This is a genomic window from Massilia orientalis (assembly GCF_030411975.2).
Taxonomy (GTDB): Bacteria; Pseudomonadota; Gammaproteobacteria; order Burkholderiales; family Burkholderiaceae_D; genus Telluria; species Telluria orientalis.
The window spans coordinates 16,834-41,703 of sequence record NZ_JASNRB020000007.1; the positions used below are offsets into that span (position 1 = coordinate 16,834).

The window sequence follows — 24,870 nt, forward strand, 5'->3', positions numbered from 1 at the left end:
GATAGCAAGAGGTGAGCATGGCCAAGACGAATTTCCAGTACGAAAAACGCCAGCGGGAGTTGGAGAAGAAACGCAAGGCGGACGAAAAGGCGCGCAAGAAGCAGGAAGCCAAGCAGCACAAGGGGGACGATGCGCCGGCGCAGGATGAAGATGCCGGGGAAGAGGCGCGGCAGGAGCACGACCCCGCTTGAACGTCTGAATCGTCGTTCCCGGCACTGCCGGGAACGACTTCCTGCGAAGACGGGAACCCAAGTTAGCGTGCCGACACACGAACGTATCGATTGTCGCAGCAGAAATTGGGCCCCCGCCTTCGCGGGGGCGACGGTAGATTATGCGGTCTGCTCCTTGGCGACCTCTTCCTCCTCGTGCCCCTTCCTGAACCACGCCGCCACCCGCTTGCCCAGGCTGTCGAGATAGGTGTACGCCACGGGCACGACGACCAGGGTGAGCAGCGTCGACGTGATCACGCCCCCGATCACCGCACGTCCCATCGGCGCCTGCGTCTCTCCGCCTTCGCCCATGCCGATCGCCATCGGCAGCATGCCGAAGATCATCGCGAGCGTCGTCATCAGGATCGGGCGCAGGCGCACCTGGCCCGCTTCCATCAACGCGTCGAACTGTGACCGGCCTTCGCGCTGGCCGTGGTTCGCGAAGTCCACCAGCAGGATCGCGTTCTTCGTCACGAGACCCATCAGCATCACGACACCGATGATGGAAAAGATGTTCAGCGTCGTCTTCGTGATGAGCAGCGCGACCAGCACGCCGATCAGCGACAGCGGCAGCGACACCATGATCGCGATCGGCTGCAGGAAGCTGCCGAACTGCGAGGCCAGCACGAGGTAGATGAAGATCACGGCGATGCCCAGGGCGACGCCGAAGCCGGCCATCGTCTCGTCCATCTGCTGGGCGTCGCCGCCGACGTCGAAGCGCACGCCGTCCGGCAGCTGCATGGCTTTCATTTCCTTGTTCACGTCGCCCATCACGTCGCCCAGCGGACGGCCTTCGAGGCCGGCGAAGACCGCCACGCGGCGCTGCAGGGCCTGGCGCTTGAGCATCTGCGGGCTCGTCGACGGGATGAATTGCACGACCTGGCGCAACGGGACCATGACCGGGTTGCCCATCGCGTCACGCTTGCTCGATGCCACCGACAGGTCGGCCAGGTCGGCCACCTTTTCGCGGCCCGACTTCGGCAGCTGCACGTTGACTTCGTAGTTCTGGCCATCCGGCGCGAGCCAGCGGTTGGTCTGGTCGCCGGCGACGAACGGACGCAGCGCCGTGCCGATCTGCTGCACGGTGAGTCCGAGGTCGGACGCCAGCTCGTGGTTGATCTTGACGATGGTGGCCGGGTTCGCGCCTTCCTGGCTGTACTCGATGTCGGCGATGCCGCGGATCTTGCGCATCTTGTCCATCAGCGTGTGGGCCACGGCGTCCAGCTTCGCCTCGTCATTGCCGAGGATCGCGATGTAGATCGGACGCTGGCCCACCGTCAGCGAGATGCCGGCGATTTTCTCCAGGCGCTCGCGGATGACTTTTTCCATCTCCTGCTGCGAGCGGCGGTGCGTCTTGTGCACGTCCGTCAGCTTCAGGTGCACTTCCGAGTAATTGCGGCCCTCCCAAGAACCGACGATGGTCGAGACGCTTTCGATTTCCTTGAACTCGGCCAGCGCCGCCTCGGCCTGGCGCAGTTTCGCATCCGAGTAGTCCAGGCTGGAGCCGATCGGCGTCTTCAGGCGCATGTGGATGGTGCCGTCGTCGACCTGCGGCACGAACTCGCCGCCGATCTTCGGCACCAGCATCAGGCTGGCCGCGAACAGGACGACCGCGAGCAGCAGCGTGGATTTACGCCAGTCCAGCGCCAGCGCCAGCACCTTCGCGTAGACGTCGTGCAGCCATTCGATGCCGTGCTCGATGCGCGCCATCAGGCGGCCCAGCCACGGCATGTACTTGAAGCGGCCCTTCACGGGGTCGGGCCACACGGACGACAGCATCGGGTCGAGCGTGAAGCTGACGAACAGCGACACCAGCACGGCCACGGCGACGGTGATCCCGAACTGCAGGAAGAAGCGGCCGATGATGCCCTTCATGAACGCGATCGGCACGAACACAGCGACGATGGCGAAGGTCGTCGCCATCACCGCGACGCCGATCTCGTTGGTGCCGTCTTCCGCGGCGCGCACGTGGTTCTTGCCCATGCCGAGGTGGCGCACGATGTTTTCGCGCACGACGATGGCGTCGTCGATCAGCAGGCCGATGCACAGCGACAGCGCCATCAAGGTGAGGAAGTTCAGCGTGAAGCCGAAGTACTTCATCGCGATGAAGCTGGCCAGCACCGAGATCGGCAGGGTCAGGCCCGTGATGATGGTGCTGCGCCACGAGTGCAGGAAGAAGAACACGATCACCATGGTCAGCAGCGCACCTTCGAGGATGGTGTCCTTGACGTTGTCGAGCTGGCCCTGCACGTTCTTCGCCTTGTCGTCCAGGATGCGGAACTGCACGTCCTTCGGCAGCGTCGTCTTCATCGCCTCGATGGCGGCCTTGACGCCGGTGCCCACCTGCACCGTGTTGGCGTCCTGGATCTTCGCGATCTCCAGCGTGATGGAACGTTCGCCGTTCACGCGCGAGATCGACTGTTCCTCGGCGGCGCCGTCGGAAATGTCGGCCACCTGGCTCAGGTAGATCGGGCCGCCCGTGCGGTTGGCGACGACGATGCGCCGGAAGTCGGCCGCTTCCTTCATCTTGCCCTCGATGCGCACGAGGTTCTCGCGCGCGCCGCGGCTGATGCGGCCGGCCGGCAGGTTGGCGTTGGTCGTCGTGATCGCGTTCATCACCTCGTCGATGCCGACGTTGAGGCTCTTCAGCTGGTCGGGGCGGATGTCGATCAGCACCTGGCGGTCCTGCTTGCCGTTGACGCGGATCTGGCCGACGCCCGCCACGGCCTGCAGGCGCTTGACGATCACCTGGTCGGTCAGCATCGTCAGGTCGCGCAGGCTGCGCTCCTTCGACGTCAGCGCCAGCAGGACCACGGGCTGCGTGTTCTCGCCTTCCTCGCGGTACACGATGGGTTCCTTCACCTCGCGCGGGAAGCCGCCGCGGACGGTGCTGATGCGGTCGCGCAGGTCCTGCACGGCGCGGTCCATGTCGACCGTCAGCTGGAATTCGATGCCGACGCCCGAGCGGCCTTCCCACGACGTGCTGCGGATCGTCTTGATGCCGCCGACGGTGTTCGCCGCTTCCTCGAGCGGGCGCGTTACATCATTCTCGACCTGCTCGGGCGAGGCGCCGGGATACGCGGTCTCGATGAAGACGGCCGGGATCTCGACGTTCGGCATGCTCTCGACGCCGAGGCCGCGGTACGCGAACAGGCCGAGCACCATCAGGCCCACCATCACCATCGTGGCGAAGACGGGGTATTTGATACTGGTACGGGTGATCCACATGGCTCAGCCTTTCGCGTCCGGCAGTTTGACCTTGCTGCCCGGCTTGATGCCGTCCAGCGGCACGGCCAGCACCGTCATGCCGGCGTCGACGCCTTCCAGCGCTTCGACGACGCCTTCGTCCTGGTTGCGCAGGCCCAGCTTCACGGGCTGCGCGACGACCTTGCCGTCGGCGATACGGTAGACGACGTCGCGGCCATTGTCCTGGCGGACGGCGCCGATCGGCAGCAGCGGATGCGCGGCCGACTTGTCGGTGACGATGGTCCCCTTGGCGAACATGCCGGCGCGCAGCACGCCGTCGGGATTCGCCACGTCCACGTACACGATCATGGCGCGCGAGCCCGTCTCGGTGGCTGGATTGATGCGCGCGACCTTGCCCGTGAAGTTGCGGCCGTCGAAGCCGTCGACCTTGAACTGCACGTCCTGGCCGACCTGGATGCGGGGGATGTCGGACGCGGGCACCTGGGCGTCGAGCGTCAGGTGCTTCAGGTCGACGATCGAGAACACGGGGCTGTCCGGCGCCAGCTTTTCGCCGGCCTGCGCGTGGCGCTTGCTCACGACGCCCGAGAGCGGCGCGTGGATCGTCGTATCGGCCAGCGCGATGCGCGCGAGGTCCAGCTGCGCGCGCGCGGAATCGACGGCGGCCTGCGCCAGGTCGACGGCGTTCGCGGACGTGTCGTATGCGTTTTGCGCGATGAAATTCTGCTTCAGCAGCGATGCGCTGTTGCTCATGTTTTTCTTCGCCATCGTCAGGCGTGCCTGCGCGTCGGCCAGCATCGCCTGCTGCTGCGCCACGCGGGCGCGCGCCTCGGCGGGATCGAGCCGCGCGATCACCTGGCCGGCCTTGACGTCCATGCCTTCCTGCACGGCGGTCGACAGCACGATGCCCGACACCTTCGACTTGACGGTGGCCTGCGACAGCGGCATGAGCGAACCGGTGACGGGCAACGTGACGGCCAGCGGGCGCGCCTCGATGCGGGCGATGTCGCGCACGGACAGCTCGTGCACGGGCGCCGCCGCCGGTGCCGGCGCGGCCGTCGGCGCGGGGGCCGCGGCGCGGTGGGTCAGCGCATACGCGCCGGCGCCCGCCAGCGCGACGGCGAGCAGCGACAGCGCTATGACCCTGGCGCGGCGGCGCGGCGCCGGTTTCTTGGCGGGCTGGTCGGCGGACAAAGGCAGGGACTCGATCTTCATGGTTGTTCTTTATGTGGTGGTGAGCGCGAGCGGAATGGAGAGCGCACGTGCTCCGTCCTGCCAGGCAGGATGGAGCTCCCAGCGCATGACGGCATGGTAGGTTTGTCGATGACGAACCGCTATCGGAATGCGACGAGCGGTGCAAAAGGGACGCTGAACTGCGAAAAATCCGGGGCGGATGTGGATCCCCGACTGCGTCGTCCCCGCGAACGCGGGGACCCATGCTGAGCTTCCGGAGTCAGGTATTAAAGAGCGCGCCGGTGCTTTCGACGTACCGAATTCTGCGGCTCAGTATGGATTCCCGCGTGCGCGGGAATGACGGGTGGGCGTCAACCGTCCCCGTCCGGCGTCCCGGGCCGTTCGAACAAGCGCAGCCGCGCCAGCACCTGCCCATGATCCGACGCCTCCGGCAACCCCAGATCGAGGTGGTCGTTCAGGTACACGACGTCGATGACCTCGCCCACCGCTCCCGGCAGCCCTGCATTGAATTCCGCCGACACGAGGATGTGGTCGATCGTGGAATGGTACCCATCATGGACGTTGGAAAAACCGACGTGCCGCAGATGGTCCCGGCGGCCCTGCAGCTGGCAGGCATCATATAAACGGTCGCCGCTGGGCGCGCCGAGGCCCAGCACGATGCCGGTCGTGACCGCGTCGGCCACGTCGTTGAAGTCGCCCAGCACGACGCGCGGACGGTGGTGCGTGCGGCCGATGTCGGTCAGCAGCACGCGCAGCGCGGCCGCTTCCGTGCCGCGCCGGATCAGCGAGCGCAGCGACGCCAGCGCGTACAGCTGCGGGTCGTCGCCCGTGTCGCCCGCGCGGTAGTCGGGACGGCGCGATTTCAAATGCACCACCACCACGTCGGCGACGAGATCCGGCGTCAGCTGGATCGCCGCGTGCAGCGGGGCGCGGGTAAAACGTTCGGGATCTCGGTTGCCGGGCGGCATCGCGATCCCGGGCGGGAAATAGGGGAGCTGGCGCGGGGCGTCCGCGAGGGGCAGGCGGGAGGCGAGGGCGACGCTGGGTGTGAGCTTCTCGGCGTCCGGATCGGGATCGAAGCCGACGTGGACGGCGTCGCGGAAGCGCCGCGTGCGCGACAGCGCCTCGGCCAGCGCGGCCTGGGAGAACACTTCCTGGAAGCCGATCACGTCGGCGCCGAGCATGTCGATCTGGTGCGCGGTCCAGGCGATCTTCGCTTCGTATTCCTCGGGGGTGCTCGGCTCCAGGTTGTCGTACAGCCTGGCGCCCGGCGTGGCGAGGTTACACACGTTGAAGGTGGCAAAGCGAATCTCTTGCTGCATAATAAGCAACTCCTCCGTTTGCATTTAGCGTAACACGCATGGCCAAGAAAGAGCATATCTCCGAAACCCCGGCGACACAGTTCCTGCGCAAGCATGGGGTCGCCTTCACGGAGCACCCCTATGAATACGAGGAACACGGCGGTACGGCCGTGTCGTCGCGCGAGCTGGGCGTGGAAGAGCACGCCGTCGTGAAAACCCTCGTGATGCAGGACGAGGCGGCCAAGCCGCTGATCGTGCTGATGCATGGCGACTGCAAGGTCTCGACGAAGAACCTGGCCCGCGCCATCCCCTGCAAATCCGTCGAGCCGTGCAAGCCGGACGTCGCCCAGCGCCATTCCGGCTACCTGGTCGGCGGCACGTCGCCGTTCGGCGTGCGCAAGGCGATGCCGGTCTATGTCGAGGAAAGCATCCTGCAGCTGGACAAGATCTATATCAATGGCGGACGGCGCGGTTTCCTGGTCGGGATCGCGCCGGCCGCGCTGGTGGACGTGCTGAAAGCCCGGCCGGTCAACTGCGCGCTGGCCGACTGACTATCGCCGGGCTCGGCCGATGGTGTATATTTCACGCGCGCCAGATTCCTGGCCGGGGATTATGAAAAGAGACTCATGTACACAATTCTGTTCACCATCGCAGCCTATTTGATCGGCTCGATTTCCTTCGCCGTCGTCGCGAGCCGCCTGTTCGGCCTGGCCGACCCGCGCACCTATGGCTCGAAGAACCCGGGCGCCACCAACGTCCTGCGTTCGGGCAGCAAGAAGGCGGCCATCGCGACGCTCGTCGGCGACTGCGCCAAGGGCTGGCTGGCCGTGTGGCTCGCGGTCCAGTTCGGCGAGCGCTTCGGCGTCGAGGACGGCGGCGTGGCGCTGGTCGCCATCGCGGTCTTCCTGGGCCATCTGTGGCCCGTGTTCTTCCGCTTCGTCGGCGGCAAGGGCGTGGCGACCGCGCTGGGCGTGCTGCTGGGCCTGAACGTCTGGCTCGGCCTGGCGACGCTGGTCACGTGGCTCGTCGTCGCGTACGCGTTCCGCTACTCGTCGCTGGCCGCGCTGGTGGCCGCGATCTTCGCGCCGTTCTACTACGGCCTGCTGTTCGGCGCGGACGAAAAACTGTTCGCCGTCATCGCGATGAGCCTGCTGCTCCTCTACCGCCACAGCAGCAACATCGGCAATCTCATGGCCGGCAAGGAATCGAAGATCGGCAGCAAATCGAAGGGTGCCGCGACCGCCAAACCGGCCGTCAAAAAGAAATAAACCAAAACCGGGGTCAGAGCCCGGCTTTTGGAAATTGCTCCGAACACTATTTGCCGAATTTGTTTGGCGCGCTGCTGCCTTTCGTTCGATGTGTCACCATATGCCATCAGCGTTAATGAAACCAATTGGAAGGCGGTGAAAAAGTGAGCAAGCAAATGAGAATCGATTTCGTGTCGGATGTGTCGTGCCCGTGGTGCGCGATCGGGCTGAAATCGCTCGAACAGGCACTGGAGCGGGTGGGCGGCGACATTACGGTCGACATGCATTTCCAGCCGTTCGAGCTGAACCCGGGGATGGGTCCGGAAGGCCAGGACATCTTCGAACACATCACCGAGAAATACGGCTCCACCCCCGCCCAGCAGGAACAGTCGCGCGAGATGATCCGCCAGCGCGGCGAGGCCGTCGGCTTCACGTTCGACATGAGCAAACGCGGCCGCATCTACAACACCTTCGACGCGCACCGCCTGCTGCACTGGGCGGAAGGCCAGGGCCGCCAGCAGGCGCTGAAGGAAAAGCTGTTCGAGGCGTATTTCACGCTGGGCGAGAACCCGGGCGCGCACGACGTGCTGCTGCGCGCGGCGGGCGAGGTCGGCCTCGACGTGGAGGCCGCGCGCCAGGTGCTGGCATCGAACGCGTATGCGGACGAGGTACGCCAGCTCGAGTACTACTGGCAGCGCGCCGGGATCCGCTCGGTGCCGGCGATCGTGATCAACCAGCGCCACCTGATCTCCGGCGGCCAGCCGCCCGAGGTGTTCGAGCAGGCGCTGCGCCAGATCGCGCAGCAGGACGAGGAGCTCGAGCAGGACGAGGAACCGGCCGCCTGAGCGGTTCTCAGTTCAGATCAAGTACGATGGGCTGGTGGTCCGAGGCCGACGTCTCGGACTGTACGCTCATGTCGGACACGCGCCCCGCCAGGTCTTCCGTGACGAAGAAATAATCGTAGCAGCCGGGCTTTTCCGGCCATTTGAATCCGTGCAAGCCCGCCGTCGGGGCGCGCGGGATGTCGCCGTGGTGCACGCGCCATGCGTCGACGAGGCCCAGCGCACCGCTCGACGCGGGCGCCAGCAGGGCGCGATAGTCTTCCGAATCCGGACCAAAATTGAAATCGCCGCAGTAGATCGCCGTGCCGGGCCGGAAGCCGAGCTGGAACGGCGGCTCGAGCGCGGGGTCCGGCTGGTAGACGGCGGCGCGGGCGCACGCTTCCTCGTGCAGTTCGCGGATGCGGGCGATCTGCGCGCGGCGCTGCATGGGCGAATAGTATTCGAGGTGGGTCGTCAGCACGCGCAGCTTGCCGCCGGGCGCTTCCAGCACGGTTTCGATCATCCCGCGCGGCATGCCGGCCGGGTGTTCCGGATCGACGGGCCAGGGCAGCATGTGGCGCTGCGCCTGGGTGATGCGGTATTTGGACAGCAGGAGATTGCCGAACTGGCGGGGCAGGTTGTTCCGGTAGATTTCGCTCGGCGCCTGCTCGATCATGTGGTACCCGCCGAACGCGCCGGCCAGTTGCTTGAACTGGCTCGCGCTGGCGCTGCCCTCCAGTTCGGGATGGTTGGCGGCCACTTCCTGCAGGCAGATCACGTCGGGATTCAGCTTGCGCAGCACATCGATGATTGCGTGGATCCGGATGCGCCCGTCCCTCCCACAGCCCCAGTGAATATTCCAGCTAACCACGCGCATTCGATACCTCCGTAAAACTCAACTGCCAGAGTTTGCCATTCTTTGGAGAATGACGGTCACACGGTAGGATCGATGTCAAGGTTACAAGTTCACCCGAATCAGAAACGGTGCGCGTTGCTGCGCCGGTGTTCCGCGCCTTCTTTCAGCAGCTGGTCCGCCTCCGCGGCATCCTTCGGCGTGAGGTCGTCGCCCGTCTGCTTGACGAGCGCCAGTTCCTGGATCGCGGCCGGGTACTCGCGGTCGGCCGCGCGTTCCAGCAGCTCGCGCGCGCGGCGTGGATCGGCCGGCACGCCGTCGCCGTCCGCGTACGCGTTCGACAACAGGAACATCGCATGCGCATCGCCCGCCTGCGCGGCCACGCCGAGCCAGTGCGCGGCGGCCGCTTTGTCCGCCGGGATGCCGTCGCCGTTCTTCAACAGCAGCGCGAGCCTCAGCGCGGCTTTCGGGTGCCCTTGCTGCGCGGCCTGGCGGTACCACTGCGCAGCCTGGGCGTTCGTACCTGGGCGGTCGCGTTCCAGTTCCCCGAGTTGATGGGCGGCTTCGGCATCGCCCTGGCGCGCCGCGCGCAGGAACAGGGCGCGCGCCTGGTCGTCGCGATGGCGCTTCCGGTACAGCAGCGCGAGCTCGCGCTCGGCCACCGGCATGCCGTCGGCGGCCCATTCCTGCAGGCGCTGCTCGGCGGCGTCATCGCCGCGCTGGGACGCGGCCATCGACACGGCCTCGATCTCGGCCGGCAGCGGGGCGCGCCCACAGCCGGCGAGCAAAACGAACAGCAGCGCGCACGCGAGTCGCAGGTTCATGCCGGCTTACTTCGACAGGTCGATCGCATACTTCGCGAAGCCGCTCGCGTCCAGCCCGCCCTCGGCCGTGACGCTGGCGAGACCCGCGGCCTGCGCCAGCGCCAGGTGGCCCGGCGCCGAGCGCAGGATCACGGGGCCGGCGGTCGCCGTCTGGACGAAGCGCCAGCTGCGCGCACCGCCGTTCGCGGCCAGGGTGACCTTGCCGGTGGCCGCGCCGATCTTCTGCAGGTAGTTGCTGACGACGGACTGGTTCGCGTCCGGCGACTTGATGATCGTCTTGCTGCCGTCGATGCCGGGGAAGTTGCCGCCGCCGCCCGCGCGGTAGTCGTTGGTGGCGACGATGAAGTCGTCCGTGTCCGCCACCGGCTTGCCCTGGTACGTCAGGTCGACGATGCGGCTGCCCGCCGGCTTCGTCACGTCGATCTGGTACTGCAGCGCGTTGTTCTCGGCATAGAACACATCGTAGTTGTAGATCGTGCCGTACGACGGGACGAGGTCCTGCTCGGCGGTCGCTGCCGGATCGATGCGCGCGAACTGCTTCGCGGCCGTCTCCAGCCAGTTCTTCAGGTCCGCGCCCTTGATCTTCACGGCCTGCAGGTTGTTGTTGCTGTACAGGTAAAGGTCGCCCGGGTTGCGCACTTGCAGGCCGACCGGCGCCGCCGGCGTCGCGCCCGGCGCCACGTCCGTGAAGTCCGACGGCCCGTTGCGGCCCGCCTTGAACGGCGCGCTGCACGAGATCACGGGGATGTTTTTATAGCTCGACAGCGTCGCGTCGGTGCTGGCCGCGATGGCGTTCTTCACATAGTCGATCTGCGCCTGGTTCACGAGCTGGATGGCCGACACGTCGCCGACGAGCGCGAAGTACGAGGACATCTCGAAGTCCGTCGACACGCCCAGCGGCTGCTTGGCATACGCGATCGTCGCCTGGTGCTCGGTCTGCACGGCGGCGGCGATGGCCGGGTCGGCCGCGACGCTGGTCGTGCCGTCCTTGTACTTGTAGCCGCGCGATTCGACCGTCGTCCGCGCCGGCTGCACCACCCACTTGCCGCCCTGGTACGCGAGCGTCAGCTTGACGATGCCGAGGCGCCGCCCCCAGCTCTGCGCCATCACGGTCGGCACGCCGTTGACGAAGCCGTTCACCGCATCGACCTTGGCCGATGCGGGGATCGCCGCGAACGACGGATCCAGCGCCGCGGCGCCTGTCTCTTTCCCCTTCGGGAAGATGAGGTGCGAGTGGCCGATCAGCAGGGCGTCGATGCCGGTCGTGCTCAGGTGATAGCTCTGGTTTTCCATCTTCGGGCTGTACGCGCTCGTATCGAGGCCGCCGTGCGACAGCGCGACGACGAGGTCCGCGCCCTTGCCGCGCATCTCCGGCACGTACTGCTTCGCCGCTTCCACGGACCCGCCGACGGCCACCTTGCCGGCCAGGTTCTTCTGGTCCCAGTCGAGGATTTGCGGCGGCACGAAGCTCATCACGCCCACGTTGACGGTGACCGGCATCGTCTCGCCGTTCGGCTTCGTCGCCGTGAAGTTGCGCGCGAGGATGCGGTACGGCTCGTAGATCGTCTTGTTCGTGGCGACCGCGGTCACGTTCGACAGCACGAGCGGGAAGTTCGGACCGCCGCAGGTGCCGGCTGGCTTGCTCACGCCCGGGATGCCGAAGTCGGTGTTCGTGACCTGGCTGAGGAACGGCAGGCCGTAGTTGAATTCGTGGTTGCCCAGGCCGCCCGCGTCGTACTTCAGCGCGTTCATCGCCTTGTGCACGGCCAGCGTCTCCCCGCACTTCACGGGCGCGGTGACGGCCTGCAGGTCGGCCAGCAGGGTGCCCTGGATGACGTCGCCGTCGTCGAACAGCAGGTTGTTCGGGCTTTCCGCGCGCGCCTGCCGGATCAGCGTGGACGTGCGGTCGAGGCCAAGGGTCGCGTCGTCGGCGAGCGAGTAATAGTTGTAGCCCAGGACGTTCGAGTGGATGTCGGTGGTCTCGAGCAGGGCGAGGGTGACGGTCGTGCCTTCGGGGATGACGTTGGCGGGCGTCGATGGCTCGCCGCAGCCTGTGAGGCCGGCGGCAGCAAGGGCCGCGAGCAATGCGTGGTTGCGTTTCAAGATCGTGGTCCGTGGTAGTGGGAACGGGGCGCAACTCTATCTTGATGGGATGACAACGATGTGACAGGCGCCCATGCGCCACGCCGGCGCACGCCGCACGGTTCCGGACGCGCATGCGCCGCAGGCTGGCATACCCGCGCGTGGCTCTGCACGCAATCGGTGTGTGCGCCCGTTTTTCGTGGTGCGTCGGCACAACCGCGGTGCCGACGCACCGTTTCGACTGTTGGCATGGCAATTGCTGTATTGACTATGAGGGCGCCGGAGCTGGCCACTCCGCCGCCGCAGCGTTGTCTCTTCTTTCGATTGCCTTCTACAAGGACCAACATGACCGATACAACCAATCTGACCCGCCGCCGCCTGCTGGCCGCCGGTGCCACGGCCTCGCTCACCGGACTCGTTTCCGGCGGGGTCTTCGCCGCCGGCTCCGACAAGCCCGAGAAGACCGAAGTGAAGGTCGGCTTCATTCCCCTGACCGATTGCGCCTCCGTGGTAATGGCGTCGGTGCTGGGCTTCGACAAGAAGTACGGCATCAGGATTGTCCCCAGCAAGGAATCGTCGTGGGCCAGCGTGCGCGACAAGCTGGTCAACGGCGAACTGGACGCCGCCCACGTGCTGTACGGCCTGATCTACGGCGTGCAGATGGGGATCGGCGGTCCGAAGAAGGACATGGCGGTGCTGATGAGCCTGAACCAGAATGGCCAGGCCATCAGCCTGTCGAAGAAGCTGGCCGACGCCCGTGCGGTCGACGGCCCGTCGCTGGCGAAGGTGATGAGCAAGGACAAGCGCGAGTACAGCTTCGCCCAGACCTTCCCGACCGGCACCCACGCGATGTGGCTGTACTACTGGCTGGCCAGCTACGGCATCAACCCGATGAAGGACGCGAAGGTGATCACGGTGCCGCCGCCGCAGATGGTGGCGAACATGCGCGTCGGGAACATGGACGGCTTCTGCGTGGGCGAACCGTGGAATCATCGCGCCATCGTCGACGGCGTCGGCATCACGGCCGCAACCACCCAGGACATCTGGAAAGACCACCCGGAAAAGACCCTTGGTACGTCGCTCGAATGGGTCAAGAAATACCCGAACACGGCGCGCGCCCTGGTGGCCGCCGTGCTGGAAGCCAGCCGCTGGATCGATGCGAGCATGTCCAACAAGGTCAAGATGGCCGAGACGATCGCCGACAAATCGTACGTCAACACCTCGGTGGACGTGATCAACCAGCGCATCCTGGGCCGCTACCAGAACGGCCTGGGCAAGACGTGGGACGACCCGAACACCATGAAGTTCTACAACGACGGCTCGGTCAACTTCCCGTACCTGTCGGACGGCATGTGGTTCATGACCCAGCACCGCCGCTGGGGCCTGCTCAAGTCCGATCCGGATTATCTGGCCGTGGCCTCGAGCGTCAACCAAGTCGCGCTGTACCGCGAGGCGGCCGCCATGGCGAAGGCCGACGTGCCGAAGTCGCCGATGCGGTCCGCGAAGCTCATCGACGGCGTCGTGTGGGACGGGAAGAACCCGGCCGCGTATGCCGCCGCTTTCAAGATCAAGACCTGAACCGGAGGACATCATGAATACCGTCGTGAATTCGACAGCGGGCGCACACGCCGTGCCAGCCCGGCGCGCCCTGGCGCTGCGCGTGCCGAACGGCCGCGCGCTGTTGCTGGCGGTGCTGCCGCCCGTGCTGGGTCTCGCCATGCTGGTGCTGGTGTGGCAGCTCGTCTCCGCGAACAACAGCAACTTCCCGTCGCCCCTCGTCACGTGGGAGGCGGCCGTCCAGCTGTTCGCCGACCCGTTCTACAGCAACGGGCCGAACGACCAGGGCATCGGCTGGAACATCCTCGCGTCGCTCGAGCGGGTGGCGCTGGGCTTCGGCCTCGCGGCGGCGGCGGGCATCCCGCTCGGCTTCCTGATCGGCCGCTCGCGCTTCCTGGCCGGGATGTGCAATCCCATCGTCAGCCTGCTGCGCCCCGTGTCGCCGCTGGCCTGGCTGCCCATCGGCCTGCTCGTGTTCAAGGCCGCGAATCCCGCCGCCATCTGGGCCATCTTCATCTGCTCGATCTGGCCGATGATCATCAACACGGCCGTCGGCGTGCAGCGCGTGCCGCAGGACTACCTGAACGTGGCGAGGGTGCTGAACCTGTCGGAGTGGAAGGTCTTCACGAAGATCCTGCTGCCCGCGGTGCTGCCGTACATGCTGACCGGCGTGCGCCTCGCGATCGGCACGGCGTGGCTCGTCATCGTCGCGGCCGAGATGCTGACCGGCGGCGTGGGCATCGGCTTCTGGGTGTGGGACGAGTGGAACAACCTGAACGTGCCGCACATCCTCATCGCCATCGTCGTCATCGGTGTGGTCGGGTTGGTGCTGGAGCAGGCGCTGGTCGCACTGGCCCGCGCCGTCACCTACGAAGAGAGTGGATCATGAGCGAACCGAAATTCATCGAAGTCCAACAGGTCGAGATGCTGTTCGACACCCGCAAGGGCCGCTTCCACGCGCTCACCGACGTCAACCTGAAGGTGGCGCGGGGCGAGTTCATCACGCTGATCGGCCACTCCGGCTGCGGCAAGTCCACGTTGCTGAACCTGCTGGCGGGCCTGACCCGCGCCACCGAGGGCGTGCTGATCTGCGCCGGCCGCGAGATCGCCGGACCGGCGCCGGAGCGCGCGGTCGTGTTCCAGAACCATTCGCTGCTGCCGTGGCTGACCTGTTTCGAGAACGTCTACCTGGCCGTCGAGCGCGTGTTCGGCGCCCGCGAAGGGAAGGAGCAACTGCGTACCCGCACGGCCGATGCGCTGGCGCTGGTGGGCCTGACGCACGCGGCGCAGAAGCGGCCCAGCGAAATCTCGGGCGGCATGAAGCAGCGCGTCGGCATCGCCCGCGCGCTGTCGATGGAACCCAAGGTGCTGCTGATGGACGAGCCGTTCGGCGCCCTCGACGCGCTGACCCGCGCTCACTTGCAGGACGAGTTGCTGCGCATCGTCGCCCAGACGGAGTCCACGGTCGTGATGGTCACGCACGACGTGGACGAGGCGGTGCTGCTGTCCGACCGCATCGTGATGATGACGAACGGCCCGGCCGCGACCATCGGCGAGATCGTGGATGTGCGCCTGCCGCGGCCGCGCGAGCGCGTCGCGCTGGCGCACGATGCGCTGTACAACGAGTATCGGACCCGGGTGCTGGAGTTCCTGTATCACCGGCAGGCGAGGCCGGCGAAGGAAGCCGCCTGAGAGGCGTTACGCCGGCTCGATCTCGTCCAGCGGCCAGCGCGGGCGCACGTTGAATGCGTAGTCGCGCTGCGCCGCGTCCGGATTGCGTTCCAGGCGCAGCGCGCCCGCGAACGCGATCATCGCGCCGTTGTCCGTGCAGAATTCGAGTTCGGGGTAGTAGACCTTGAAGCGCTTCTTCGCGGCGGCCTCGTTGAGCGACGCGCGCAGCTGGCGGTTCGCGCCGACGCCGCCCGCGATCACGAGGCGTTTCAATCCCGTGTGCTTCAGCGCCAGCACGCATTTCGCCGTCAGCACGTCGACGATGGCATCGACGAAGCCGCGTGCGATGTTGGCCTTGTCCTGCTCGCAGACGTTGGCGATGTCCGCTGCATTGTTCTTCACGACGGTCAGCACGGCCGTTTTCAGGCCCGAGAAGCTGAAGTTGAAGTCTTTCGAGTGCAGCATCGGGCGCGGCAGTTTATACGCTTCCGGATCGCCGAATTCTGCCAGGCGCGAAATGGCCGGGCCACCCGGATAGCCGAGGCCCAGCAGCTTGGCCGATTTGTCGAAGGCTTCGCCGGCCGCGTCGTCCAGCGTCTCGCCCAGCAGGGTGTAGCGGCCGACGCCATCCACGCGCATCAGCTGCGTGTGGCCGCCGGAGACGAGGAGGGCGACGAACGGGAATTCCGGCCGCTCGGTCGCGAGCAGCGGCGACAGCAGGTGACCCTCCAGGTGGTGCACGCCCAGCACGGGTTTATCCAGCGCCAGCGCCAGGCTGCAGGCGACGGACGATCCGACCAGCAGCGCACCGGCGAGGCCGGGGCCCTGCGTGTAGGCGATGGCGTCGATGCGCTCCATCGGCAGGTCGGCCTGCGCGAGCACTTGTTCCAGCAGCGGCAGCGCGCGCCGGATGTGGTCGCGCGACGCCAGTTCCGGCACCACGCCGCCGTACTCCTCGTGCATCGCGACCTGCGAGTGCAGTGCGTGGGCCAGCAGGCCGCGCTCCGTGTCGTACAGAGCCAGGCCGGTTTCATCGCAGGAGGATTCGACGCCGAGGACAATCATGGGCAAGCAGGGAACAGTGTGAGGTAGACAAGATCGGCGCGCCGGGGCGGCGCGCAATCTGCCATTGTACCTGCATTGGCCCGCCAGGGCATCACGGCCGCTGCAGCAATTCCTGGTGCGCGTTGCGCAGCATGGCCTCGGTGTCGTCCCAGGCGATGCAGCCGTCGGTGACGGAGCAGCCGTACTTCAGCTGCGACAGATCGCTCGGAATCGGCTGGCTGCCGCCGACGATGTTCGATTCGATCATCACGCCGACGAGGGACTGGTTGCCGTGCCTGATCTGCTGGATCACGTCCGACATGACGAGCGGCTGCAGCTCCGGCTTCTTGTAGCTGTTGGCGTGCGAGCAGTCGACGACGAGGTTCGCCGGCAGGCCGGCTTTCGTCAGGGCCTGTGCGGCGATCGCGACGGAGACCGAGTCGTAGTTCGGACGGCCGCCGCCGCCGCGCAGCACGACGTGGCCGTAGGCGTTGCCGCGCGTGCGCACGATCGACACGCCGCCCTGGCCGTTGATGCCCAGGAAGGAGTGCGGGCTGGACGAGGACAGCACGGCGTTGATGGCGATGCTGACGTCGCCGTCGGTGCCGTTCTTGAAGCCGACCGGCGTGGAGAGGCCGGACGACATCTCGCGGTGCGTCTGCGATTCGGTGGTGCGCGCGCCGATCGCGGTCCAGGCGATCAGGTCGCCCAGGTATTGCGGCGAGATCGGGTCGAGCGCCTCGGTGGCCGTCGGCAGGCCCAGTTCGCACACGTCGAGCAGGAACTGGCGCGCGCGCTCCATGCCGACGTCCACGCGGAACGAGTCGTCCATGAAGGGATCGTTGATATAGCCCTTCCAGCCGGTCGTGGTGCGCGGCTTTTCGAAATACACGCGCATCACGAGCACCATCGTGTCTTCCACCTCGGCCTGCAGCGCCTTCAGGCGGCGCGCATAGTCGAGACCCGCGACCGGGTCGTGGATCGAGCAGGGGCCGACGACGACGAACAGGCGCTTGTCCTTGCGGTCGAGGATGTTGCGCAGGGTCTCGCGGCCCTTCATCACGGTGGTGAAGGCCTTGTCCGTCAGCGGCAGCTTTTTATGCAGCTCGCTGGGCGTCGGCATGGTCGCGAACGAGGTGACGTTGGTGTTTTCGATATCGGGCGTGATCAGCATGGCAATCGTATTTATTCCAGAGGGGATCGTTGAGTCTAGCCTGAAATCTTACACCGTGCATCCTCCTGCCCAAAAATGTTGCATGGTATCCTGTCATTATGGACACGACCAACACCTCCCCAAATCCCTTCCCGGCCGCCCGCTTCATCAAGGAGATCGGCCGCGGCGTAAAAGGCGCGCGCAGCATGTCGCGCGAGGATGCGAAACTGCTCTACGCCGCCATGCTCGACGGGCGGGTGTCCGACCTGGAACTGGGCGGCATCCTGCTCGCGATGCGCATCAAGGGCGAATCCGTCGAAGAAATCGCCGGCTTCATGGACGCGGCGGAAAGCTCGTTCGCGCCGCTGCCCGCGCCGCCCGGCGATTTCGCGCCCGTGCTGATCCCCAGCTACAACGGCGCGCGCAAGCTGGCCAACCTCACGCCGCTGCTGGCCCTGCTGCTCGCGCGCGAGGGCGTGCCGGTGCTCGTGCACGGCGTGCAGGAAGATCCGGGCCGCGTGACGACGGCCGAGATCTTCGCCGAGATGGGCATCGGCCCGAGCGGCTCCACGGCCGACATGCTGGACGCCTTCGCCGCCGGCCGCCCGTGCTTCATGCCGATCGAGTTGCTGGCGCCGGAACTGGCGCACCAGTTGGCGCTGCGCCGCATCCTCGGCGTGCGCAATTCCACGCACACGATCGTCAAGATCCTGCAGCCGTTCGAAGGCCCGGCGTTGCGTCTCGTGTCGTACACGCATCCGGAATACCTGGCGATGCTGACCGAGTATTTCGCAACGGCCGCCCCGCACGCGCGCGGCGATGCCTTCCTCATGCGCGGCACGGAAGGGGAGACGGTGGCGAACGCCAACCGCGCCCAGGAAATCAACTGGTTCCACGCCGGCCAGAAAACGCTGCTGGTCGAGCGCGATGCCCCGACCGACGAGCTGGCGCCGGCACCGGAAGGCCGCGACGCCGCGGCGACCGCGGACTGGATCGCGCGGGCGCTGCGCGGTGAACAGCCCGTGCCGCCGCCGATCGCGGCGCAGGTGGCGCAGTGCGTGCAGGTGGCGCGGGCGTTACGCCAGGCTGCCTGATCCCGTACAATCACGCCTTTTGCGCGCAGCATTGACGGAAGAGGCATGGCAAAACACTACGATGTGGCGATCATCGGCGCCGGCGCCGCCGGCATGATGTGCGCCGCCACCGCGGCCCAGCGCGGCAAGCGCGTCCTGCTGGTCGACCACGCCGGCAAGCTGGCGGAAAAAATCCGCATCTCCGGCGGCGGGCGCTGCAACTTCACCAACATCAACGCCGGCCCGCAGAATTTCCTGTCCGAGAATCCGCATTTCTGCCGCAGCGCGCTGTCGCGCTACACGCCGCAGGATTTCCTCGCGCTCGTCAAGAAGCACCGCATCGCGTACCACGAAAAACACCGCGGCCAACTGTTCTGCGACGACTCGTCCGAACAGATCATCGCCATGCTGAAGGCCGAATGCGACGCGGGCGGTGTGCAGTGGCGCATGCCGTGCAAGGTGGCCGGCGTCACGAAGAATATGGAAGGGTTCCGCATCGACACGGATGGCGAGCCCATCCTCGCGAGCAATGTCGTTGTCGCAACGGGCGGCCTGTCGATCCCGAAGATCGGCGCCACCGACCTCGGCTACCGCATCGCGAAGCACTTCGATTTGAACATCGTCGAGACGCGCCCCGGCCTCGTGCCGCTGACGTTCGACGGCCCCAGCTGGCAACCGTTCGTGCCGCTGGCCGGCATCGCGCTCGAAGTGGACGTGACGACGGGATCGAAGAAGGGCAAGAACGCGAAGTACGGCTACTTCCGCGAAGACTTATTGTTTACGCACCGCGGCCTGTCCGGCCCGGCCATCCTGCAAATCTCCAGCTACTGGCAGCCGGGCACGCCCATCGTCCTGGATCTGCTGCCGGAAATGGATGTGGCGGAAGAGCTGATCGGCATGAAGATGTCGGTGAAAAAGCAGCTGGGCAATATCTTGTCGCAATGGCTGCCCACGCGCCTGGCGGAAGGCCTGCTGACCGGCAATGGCCTGATGCCGGATGCGCGCCTGCCCGACATGGCCGATGCGAAATTGCGCAAGCTGGGCGATGCGATCAACCGCTGGGCCATCGTCCCGACCGGCTCGGAAGGCTATAAAAAGGCCGAGGTGACCCTGGGTGGCGTCGACACGCGCGAACTGTCGCAGCAGACGATGATGGCGAACCATGTCCCGGGCCTGTATTTCATCGGCGAGACGGTCGACGTGACGGGCTGGCTCGGCGGGTACAACTTCCAGTGGGCATGGGCGTCCGGCGTGGCGGCGGGTAGGGCGATCGAGTGAAAAATGCAGCCGTGTAGCAACTTTGCACACTGATGAAAAACTTCGCACAGAACTTGAAAAGCTGTTAGAATTTCGTTCTTCCCTAAATCCAACGGTTTCATTTTTACATGACCACTATCCGCCTTAAAGAAAACGAGCCGTTCGAAGTCGCTATGCGTCGCTTCAAGCGCACTATCGAAAAAACCGGTCTGCTGACCGAACTGCGCGCACGCGAGTTCTACGAGAAGCCGACTGCAGAGCGCAAGCGCAAGCTGGCCGCTGCCGTGAAGCGTCACTACAAGCGCATCCGCAGCCAGCAACTGCCGAAGAAGCTGTACTGATTTATATTCACGCTTTCCCCGGTGACGGCCACTGCCAGTCCCGGCGTTGCAAAGCCTGAATTCGACGAAGCCCGCTCCGGTTGTGCCGCAGCGGGTTTTGCCTTTTGCCCCTATCGAACGGAGTTTCCATGAGCTTGAAAGACCAAATCACCGACGACATGAAAACCGCCATGCGCGCCAAGGACAGCGAGCGCCTCGCCACGGTTCGCCTCTTGATTGCCGAGATCAAGCGCAAGGAAGTGGACGAGCGTATTGAGCTGGACGATGCCCAGGTCGTGGCCATTGTCGAGAAGATGATCAAGCAGCGCAAGGATTCGATCACCCAGTTCGAGGCAGGCGGTCGCCAGGATCTGGCCGACATCGAGAAGGCCGAACTTGCTGTACTGGTGACGTACATGCCGGCCGGCCTGTCGGATGAGGAAGTCGCCGCCGAAGTGGCCGCCGCCGTCGCCGCATCGGGCGCCGCCGGTCCGCAGGACATGGGCAAGGTGATGGCCATCCTGAAACCGAAACTCGCCGGCCGCGCCGACATGACGGCCGTCTCGGCACAGGTCAAGAAAGCCCTCGCAGGCGGCTGATGCCTGGTGGCACGGCTGCGGCATCGCCGCCACGGTCGTGTCTGTTTTGATGCACCGGAGCGGCAACGCCATGTTGCATTGTTGCAAATCAACTTGTAACGAGCCCTGCGGTATAGTCTGACCTGAGACAAATACTGTTAGTTAGATCAAGTGATTCCGCAATCATTCATTACCGATCTGCTCAACCGCGTTGACATCGTCGACGTGGTGGGGCGTTACGTGCAGCTGAAAAAGGGCGGCGCCAATTATATGGGGCTCTGTCCGTTTCACAACGAGAAATCCCCCAGCTTCACCGTCAGCCCGACCAAGCAGTTCTATCACTGCTTCGGCTGCGGCGCCCATGGCACCGCCATCGGCTTCATGATCGAATACTCGGGCATGGGTTTCGTCGACGCCGTCAAGGACTTGGCGCAAAGTGTGGGCATGATCGTACCCCAGGAGGACGACAAGATCCCGCCGGCCCAGCGCGCCGCCCAGCAGGCGCAGACCCTGGCGCTGACGGACGCGCTGAACCAGGCCTGCGACTTCTACCGCGCCCAGCTGCGCACGGCGCCGAACGCCATCGCCTATCTGAAAGGCCGCGGCCTGACGGGCGAAGTGGCGGCCCGCTTCGGCCTCGGCTATGCACCGGGCGGCTGGGACAATCTGCGTTCCGTCTTCCGCGACTACGATGCGCTGGCGCTCGTCGAATCCGGCCTCGTCATCGACAAGGTGGACGAAGATGGCAACAACAAGAAGCGGTACGACCGTTTTCGTGAGCGGATCATGTTCCCGATCCGGAACACGAAAGGGCAGGTGATCGGCTTCGGCGGCCGCGTGATGGACGGTGGCGAACCCAAATACCTGAACTCGCCGGAAACCCCGCTGTTCCAGAAGGGGCACGAACTGTACGGCCTGTTCGAGGCGCGCCAGGCGATCCGCGACGCCGGCTACGTGCTGGTGACGGAAGGTTATATGGACGTCGTCGCGCTCGCCCAGCTCGGCTTCCCGCAAGCCGTCGCGACGCTCGGCACGGCGTGTACCAGTACCCACGTGCAAAAGCTGCTGCGCCAGACGGACAACGTCATCTTCAGCTTCGACGGCGACAAGGCCGGCCGCCGCGCCGCCCGCCGCGCACTGGAAGCATGCCTGCCGCAAGTGACGGACAACAAGACGATCAGGTTCCTGTTCTTGCCGCAAGAGCATGATCCGGACAGCTATGTGCGCGAATTCGGCGCGGATGCTTTCGCACAGGAAATCAACGAGGCGATGCCGTTGTCGCAATTCCTGTTGCGCGAGGTCACGACGGAGCACGACCTCGACACACCGGAAGGCCGGGCGCGTGTCCAGTTCGATGCGAAACCGCTGCTGCAGGCGATGACGCCGTCGGCCCTGCGCCTGCAGATCGTGCGCGGCCTGGCGAACCTGACGGAGTCAACGCCGGCGGAGATCGAAACGTTGTTTGAATTGTCCAAGCCGGTTGCGGTGGCCAGGAAAGCGCCGCCGCGCCAGGGGCGTCCGGAACCGGTCGGCCTGGAATTGCAGATGTCGCGCATCCTGGTTTCGCATCCGGCGCTGGCCCTGGGCCTGGACGAGTCGGCCTTGCGCGCCTTCGACCACTTCGGCACCGAGCAGGCCGAACGCCTGCGCCAGCTCGTGGCGATGGCGCAGGCGTTGGGACCGAACGGTACGTTCGCCGCGTTGTCCGAGCAATTGAAGGAAGCGAGTTCGGAGTACGACAACCTGATCGCATCGATCGCGGTCGAGCCCGAATCGGATATCGACGGGGACCGCGTGTGGCTGACAAGTGCAGTGAGGCAAGTCAAGATGGACGTGCTGAAACAGGAGTTGAACCAGTTGTTTTCTTCCGGATTGACCCCAGATCAGGTGAGTGCCCGCTATCGCGAAATCACAGCTCAGCAGGACCTCTTGGCCCGGGAGGCAGCGAACGACACCCCTGCGAAATTCGCCTGATTGGAGAGGGTTGCCGAGGCGCCGTTCTTGACTGGAAAGAACAAGGGCGCGTGCTATAATAAAACGCTAACTATTGCAAGCATTGAAACGATTTTTCGTGACAATTCGGGCGAGGTGTTTCAGTTAGTGGGGCAAACAGTATGTGCCTGCAGCGTGATGTAAGGTAACAAAACTTTATCTTTAACCATCGTAAAGTGGTCGTTGTGACTTCGAAAGCGCCTGTGCCAACCAAGAAACCCGAAACCAAAGTGGCTACCAAATCCACCAGAATGTCCGCTAAAGTGGACAATTCGCAAGACAAGGCGGAAGCTCGCGTTGCGGGTGTCGCCCCAGTCAACCAGACGACCGATGCGGAAGCCCTCGCCGCAATCGATACGTCGGGCTACGTGCTGCCGGCCGTCAAGGTGCCAGGCCGCCGTGGCCGCAAGCCCAAGGAATTCACGCCCGAAAACGATGAAGTCGCCGCCCTGAACGCGGTCGAGCGCGCCGAGCTGAAAGCGGTCGACAAGGCCAAGGCCAAGGACCGCAAGGCCAAGGAAAAGGCGCTGCTGAAAGATGCGTTCTCGTCGGACACGGAAGCGAGCGAAGAGGAACTGGAAATCCGCCGCCAGAAGCTCAAGGCCCTGATCAAGTCGGGCAAGGAGCGCGGCTTCCTCACGTATTCCGAGATCAACGACCATCTGCCGGACAACATCGTCGATCCGGAAGCGATCGAAGGCATCATCGGCACGTTCAACGACATGGGCATTGCCGTCTACGAGCACGCGCCCGATGCCGAAACGCTGCTGCTGTCCGATAACGTCGCCACCGTCACCAGCGACGACGAAGCCGAGGCTGCCGCCGAAGCGGCGCTGTCGACCGTCGACTCCGATTTCGGCCGCACGACGGACCCCGTGCGCATGTACATGCGCGAGATGGGCTCGGTCGAACTGCTGACCCGCGAAGGCGAGATCGAGATCGCCAAGCGCATCGAAGACGGCCTGCGCGACATGATCCAGGCAATCTCCGCCTGCCCGGTGACGATCGCCGAGATCATCGACGCCGCCCGCCGTATCGAGCAGGACGAGATCAAGATCGACGAAATCGTCGACGGCATGGTTGATCCGGAAGGGGACGAAGCGACGTCCCCGGCGGCCGTCGCCCCGGCGTCGACCGAATCCGACGACGATGAGGACGAAGACGAGGAAGAGGAAGAAGAGGAAGAGGAAGAAGAGGCGAACGCGGGTTCCGGCGCGGCCGGCTATTCCGCCGAACAGCTCGAGCAGCTGAAGAACTCGGCCCTCGACAAATTCCGCGAAATCGAACAGCAGTTCGACAAGATGCGCAAGGCCTACGAGAAGCAGGGCTATAACTCCGACGGCTACATCAAGGCCCAGGAAGCGATCTCGAACGAACTGCTCGGCATCCGCTTCACGGCCAAGGTCGTCGAAAAGCTGTGCGACACCCTGCGTGGCCAGGTCGACGAAGTGCGCCACATCGAGAAGCAGATCCTGGACGTGGCCGTGAACCGCTGCGGCATGCCCCGCGCCCACTTCATCAAGGTCTTCCCGGGCAACGAGACGAACCTCGACTGGGTCGACGGCGAAGTGAACGCCGGCCACGCGTACAGCGCGATTCTCGGCCGCAATATCCCGACGATCAAGGAACTGCAGCAACGCCTGATCGACCTGCAAGCCCGCGTCGTCCTGCCGCTGCCCGACCTGCGCAACATCAACCGCCAGATGGCGGCTGGTGAAATGAAGGCGCGCAAGGCCAAGCGCGAAATGACGGAAGCTAACCTGCGTCTCGTCATCTCGATCGCGAAGAAATACACGAACCGCGGCCTGCAATTCCTCGACCTGATCCAGGAAGGCAACATCGGCCTGATGAAGGCGGTGGACAAGTTCGAATACCGTCGCGGCTATAAATTCTCGACGTATGCGACGTGGTGGATCCGCCAGGCCATTACCCGTTCGATCGCGGACCAGGCGCGCACGATCCGTATTCCGGTGCACATGATCGAAACGATCAACAAGATGAACCGGATCTCGCGCCAGATCCTGCAGGAGACGGGCGCCGAGCCGGACCCGGCCACCCTCGCGATCAAGATGGAAATGCCGGAAGATAAGATCCGGAAGATCATGAAGATCGCGAAAGAGCCGATCTCGATGGAAACGCCGATCGGTGACGACGACGATTCGCATCTGGGCGACTTTATCGAGGACAACAACACGCTGGCGCCTTCGGACGCCGCGCTGCACGCCTCGATGCGCGGTGTCGTCAAGGACGTGCTCGACTCGCTGACGCCGCGCGAAGCGAAGGTGCTGCGCATGCGCTTCGGCATCGAAATGTCGACCGACCACACGCTGGAAGAGGTCGGCAAGCAATTCGACGTCACGCGCGAGCGCATCCGCCAGATCGAAGCGAAAGCGCTGCGCAAGCTGCGCCACCCGTCGCGCTCCGACAAGCTGAAGAGCTTCCTCGAGAACAACAGCGGCTGAGGCTTGACGGACCTACGCTAAAACAATA

At 65.2% G+C, this 24,870-nt stretch carries 21 protein-coding genes; 13 read left to right on the forward strand and 8 right to left on the reverse strand.

Annotated features, from left to right (window positions below):
* The first annotated feature begins 17 nt into the window (after window positions 1-17).
* Window positions 18-191, forward strand: a complete 174-nt coding sequence (locus QPK29_RS12415; protein ID WP_200948776.1) for a hypothetical protein — start codon at window positions 18-20, stop codon at window positions 189-191.
* A gap of 138 nt (window positions 192-329) precedes the next feature.
* Here the strand turns inward: QPK29_RS12415 and QPK29_RS12420 are convergent, their stop codons facing one another.
* The 3 genes from QPK29_RS12420 to QPK29_RS12430 form a co-directional block, all read right to left on the reverse strand.
* On the reverse strand, window positions 330-3,437 hold the full coding sequence (locus QPK29_RS12420) for an efflux RND transporter permease subunit (protein ID WP_371768989.1): 3,108 nt from the start codon (window positions 3,435-3,437) through the stop codon (window positions 330-332).
* A gap of 3 nt (window positions 3,438-3,440) precedes the next feature.
* Window positions 3,441-4,628: an efflux RND transporter periplasmic adaptor subunit gene (locus QPK29_RS12425; RefSeq protein ID WP_371768990.1), complete on the reverse strand. Its 1,188-nt coding sequence runs from the start codon at window positions 4,626-4,628 to the stop codon at window positions 3,441-3,443.
* A 329-nt stretch (window positions 4,629-4,957) separates the two neighbouring features.
* Window positions 4,958-5,929 carry an endonuclease/exonuclease/phosphatase family protein gene (locus tag QPK29_RS12430; RefSeq protein WP_371768991.1) on the reverse strand — a complete coding sequence of 324 codons (972 nt, stop codon included), beginning with the start codon at window positions 5,927-5,929 and terminating at the stop codon, window positions 4,958-4,960.
* 38 nt (window positions 5,930-5,967) lie between these two features.
* On the opposite strand from QPK29_RS12430, the gene ybaK reads away from it, so the two are divergent.
* The 3 genes from ybaK to QPK29_RS12445 all read left to right on the forward strand — a co-directional run bounded on the left by ybaK (window position 5,968) and on the right by QPK29_RS12445 (window position 8,000).
* Window positions 5,968-6,459, forward strand: coding sequence for a Cys-tRNA(Pro) deacylase (gene ybaK / locus QPK29_RS12435; protein ID WP_371768992.1), 492 nt, complete (start codon window positions 5,968-5,970; stop codon window positions 6,457-6,459).
* 75 nt (window positions 6,460-6,534) lie between these two features.
* Entirely contained in the window at window positions 6,535-7,176 is a 642-nt protein-coding gene (gene plsY, locus QPK29_RS12440; protein ID WP_056130155.1) for a glycerol-3-phosphate 1-O-acyltransferase PlsY, read from the forward strand.
* 155 nt (window positions 7,177-7,331) lie between these two features.
* Window positions 7,332-8,000, forward strand: a complete 669-nt coding sequence (locus QPK29_RS12445; RefSeq protein ID WP_202114405.1) for a DsbA family oxidoreductase — start codon at window positions 7,332-7,334, stop codon at window positions 7,998-8,000.
* A 7-nt stretch (window positions 8,001-8,007) separates the two neighbouring features.
* Here the strand turns inward: QPK29_RS12445 and QPK29_RS12450 are convergent, their stop codons facing one another.
* From QPK29_RS12450 to QPK29_RS12460, 3 genes are all read right to left on the reverse strand, one after another.
* Window positions 8,008-8,853, reverse strand: a complete 846-nt coding sequence (locus QPK29_RS12450; RefSeq protein ID WP_056130156.1) for an endonuclease/exonuclease/phosphatase family protein — start codon at window positions 8,851-8,853, stop codon at window positions 8,008-8,010.
* Window positions 8,854-8,951: 98 nt separating this feature from the next.
* Window positions 8,952-9,653 (reverse strand): tetratricopeptide repeat protein, encoded by a 702-nt coding sequence (locus QPK29_RS12455; protein ID WP_371768993.1) that lies wholly within the window; start codon window positions 9,651-9,653, stop codon window positions 8,952-8,954.
* A 6-nt stretch (window positions 9,654-9,659) separates the two neighbouring features.
* Window positions 9,660-11,759 carry a bifunctional 2',3'-cyclic-nucleotide 2'-phosphodiesterase/3'-nucleotidase gene (locus tag QPK29_RS12460; protein WP_371769174.1) on the reverse strand — a complete coding sequence of 700 codons (2,100 nt, stop codon included), beginning with the start codon at window positions 11,757-11,759 and terminating at the stop codon, window positions 9,660-9,662.
* Window positions 11,760-12,080: 321 nt separating this feature from the next.
* On the opposite strand from QPK29_RS12460, the gene QPK29_RS12465 reads away from it, so the two are divergent.
* The 3 genes from QPK29_RS12465 to QPK29_RS12475 are packed head-to-tail and all read left to right on the forward strand — an operon-like array spanning window position 12,081 to window position 14,984.
* On the forward strand, window positions 12,081-13,313 hold the full coding sequence (locus QPK29_RS12465) for a CmpA/NrtA family ABC transporter substrate-binding protein (RefSeq protein WP_371768994.1): 1,233 nt from the start codon (window positions 12,081-12,083) through the stop codon (window positions 13,311-13,313).
* A 13-nt stretch (window positions 13,314-13,326) separates the two neighbouring features.
* Window positions 13,327-14,181 (forward strand): nitrate ABC transporter permease, encoded by an 855-nt coding sequence (gene ntrB, locus QPK29_RS12470; RefSeq protein WP_371768995.1) that lies wholly within the window; start codon window positions 13,327-13,329, stop codon window positions 14,179-14,181.
* Window positions 14,178-14,984, forward strand: a complete 807-nt coding sequence (locus tag QPK29_RS12475; RefSeq protein ID WP_371768996.1) for an ABC transporter ATP-binding protein — start codon at window positions 14,178-14,180, stop codon at window positions 14,982-14,984. The genes ntrB and QPK29_RS12475 overlap by 4 nt, the downstream gene beginning before the upstream one ends.
* Window positions 14,985-14,990: 6 nt before the next feature.
* Here the strand turns inward: QPK29_RS12475 and tsaD are convergent, their stop codons facing one another.
* A complete protein-coding gene (tsaD, locus tag QPK29_RS12480; RefSeq protein WP_371768997.1) occupies window positions 14,991-16,028 on the reverse strand; it encodes a tRNA (adenosine(37)-N6)-threonylcarbamoyltransferase complex transferase subunit TsaD in 1,038 nt (345 codons plus the stop codon).
* A gap of 91 nt (window positions 16,029-16,119) precedes the next feature.
* Complete coding sequence (locus QPK29_RS12485) at window positions 16,120-17,178, reverse strand: 3-deoxy-7-phosphoheptulonate synthase (RefSeq protein ID WP_202114419.1); 1,059 nt, start codon at window positions 17,176-17,178, stop codon at window positions 16,120-16,122.
* A 101-nt stretch (window positions 17,179-17,279) separates the two neighbouring features.
* On the opposite strand from QPK29_RS12485, the gene ybiB reads away from it, so the two are divergent.
* The 6 genes from ybiB to rpoD all read left to right on the forward strand — a co-directional run bounded on the left by ybiB (window position 17,280) and on the right by rpoD (window position 24,842).
* Entirely contained in the window at window positions 17,280-18,254 is a 975-nt protein-coding gene (gene ybiB / locus QPK29_RS12490; RefSeq protein WP_371768998.1) for a DNA-binding protein YbiB, read from the forward strand.
* 45 nt (window positions 18,255-18,299) lie between these two features.
* A complete protein-coding gene (locus tag QPK29_RS12495; RefSeq protein WP_371768999.1) occupies window positions 18,300-19,511 on the forward strand; it encodes a BaiN/RdsA family NAD(P)/FAD-dependent oxidoreductase in 1,212 nt (403 codons plus the stop codon).
* Between the two features lie 107 nt (window positions 19,512-19,618).
* Entirely contained in the window at window positions 19,619-19,831 is a 213-nt protein-coding gene (gene rpsU, locus QPK29_RS12500; protein WP_005665410.1) for a 30S ribosomal protein S21, read from the forward strand.
* A gap of 128 nt (window positions 19,832-19,959) precedes the next feature.
* Window positions 19,960-20,409 carry a GatB/YqeY domain-containing protein gene (locus QPK29_RS12505; RefSeq protein WP_056130182.1) on the forward strand — a complete coding sequence of 150 codons (450 nt, stop codon included), beginning with the start codon at window positions 19,960-19,962 and terminating at the stop codon, window positions 20,407-20,409.
* A gap of 150 nt (window positions 20,410-20,559) precedes the next feature.
* Window positions 20,560-22,362 carry a DNA primase gene (gene dnaG, locus QPK29_RS12510; protein WP_371769000.1) on the forward strand — a complete coding sequence of 601 codons (1,803 nt, stop codon included), beginning with the start codon at window positions 20,560-20,562 and terminating at the stop codon, window positions 22,360-22,362.
* A 269-nt stretch (window positions 22,363-22,631) separates the two neighbouring features.
* Window positions 22,632-24,842: an RNA polymerase sigma factor RpoD gene (gene rpoD / locus QPK29_RS12515; RefSeq protein ID WP_056130187.1), complete on the forward strand. Its 2,211-nt coding sequence runs from the start codon at window positions 22,632-22,634 to the stop codon at window positions 24,840-24,842.
* The last annotated feature ends 28 nt before the right edge of the window (window positions 24,843-24,870 follow it).